The sequence below is a fragment of the Pseudomonas sp. P5_B2 genome, assembly GCF_056400445.1.
Genome location: NZ_JBFULH010001098.1, coordinates 1 through 1011 on the forward strand (window position 1 = coordinate 1; position 1011 = coordinate 1011).

At 53.1% G+C, this 1011-nt stretch carries 2 protein-coding genes; both read left to right on the forward strand.

Annotated elements, in window-relative coordinates:
- On the forward strand, positions 1 to 188 hold a 188-nt coding region (locus AC1DRJ_RS29440; RefSeq protein ID WP_477805224.1), incomplete at its 5' end, for a hypothetical protein.
- Entirely contained in the window at positions 181 to 849 is a 669-nt protein-coding gene (locus AC1DRJ_RS29445; RefSeq protein ID WP_477805225.1) for a DUF2931 family protein, read from the forward strand. The genes AC1DRJ_RS29440 and AC1DRJ_RS29445, both read left to right, overlap by 8 nt.
- Positions 850 to 1011 lie beyond the last annotated feature (162 nt).

Genomic DNA, 1011 nt, shown 5'->3' on the forward strand with positions numbered 1-1011 from the left:
CATATGCCCTTGGCGAAACGACGGTCGAGGGATTGACGGTTCAAGAAAGAGCGATGTTGCGCAGTCGCTACATCCACCTGTCCGCTGACTGGAATGCTGCCAAAGGTTTCAACAGCAGCGACTTGGACATTGTTTTTATCAACCGGCCCGCAAAAAACAACCAACGTGTGGTGCACCCCAATGAGTAGCTCGACACTTTTTTCCACAAAATGTGCAGGATTACTTTTAGGGTTGCTGCTTTTCGACTGCACGCAATGCTTCGCGCAATCGAATAAAGACCTACCTTGGTTCCTGGGATTTTCTGCACCAGCTTATATGGAAGTCTGGATTGAAACTGCTGACGTGGTGGATATACAGGATCGGGTATTYCGAGGTGCSGGAGGTGGTATCGCCTCKGTGCCAAAGCCCCCGAATAATCAAGGCACWGCCAGAGGRTGGGTCAGCAGTAATGGTGGTGGGAAGGGGCGCCATGTCMCYGGTGCWGAYYTRCCAMGGTYGATTTAYGTGCGCTGGCAGTCGCTGGCMGARCCAMAAACCTAYGAGGCCTACATCGTCATCYCCGAMTCAGCGCGAGAGATCATGCGCAAAYCTSAAAGAGCCTTTTGCAGGGCTGACGGTAAGTGGATCACCGACTATCGCGACGACATTGGCATTGGTCTGGCGCCAGGCGGAATCGCTAAAGTCTGGCTCGGAGGCCCCTGCTTGAAGTCGGTCGAGATTGCTCGGGTAGAAGGGACCGTAAACCCTAGAGGACCTTATGAAGGTAAGTCCGGCGGCAAACATCGCCCCTTGTCTGAAACATCCAAGGCTTACATAGAAAGGTTCGGGATTCCTTATGGCTCTTGGTGACAACTGTATCGCGGCTTCGCCGACCAGCAAGTCAGGCTGGCCAATCAAAAAATGCGCAGGGCTGCTGGTCGGACTGATCTTGGCTGGCTGCTCGCTAAGCTTCGCGCAATTGGACAAAAAGTTACCTTGGTTCCTGGGATTTTCTGCACCAGCTTATATGGA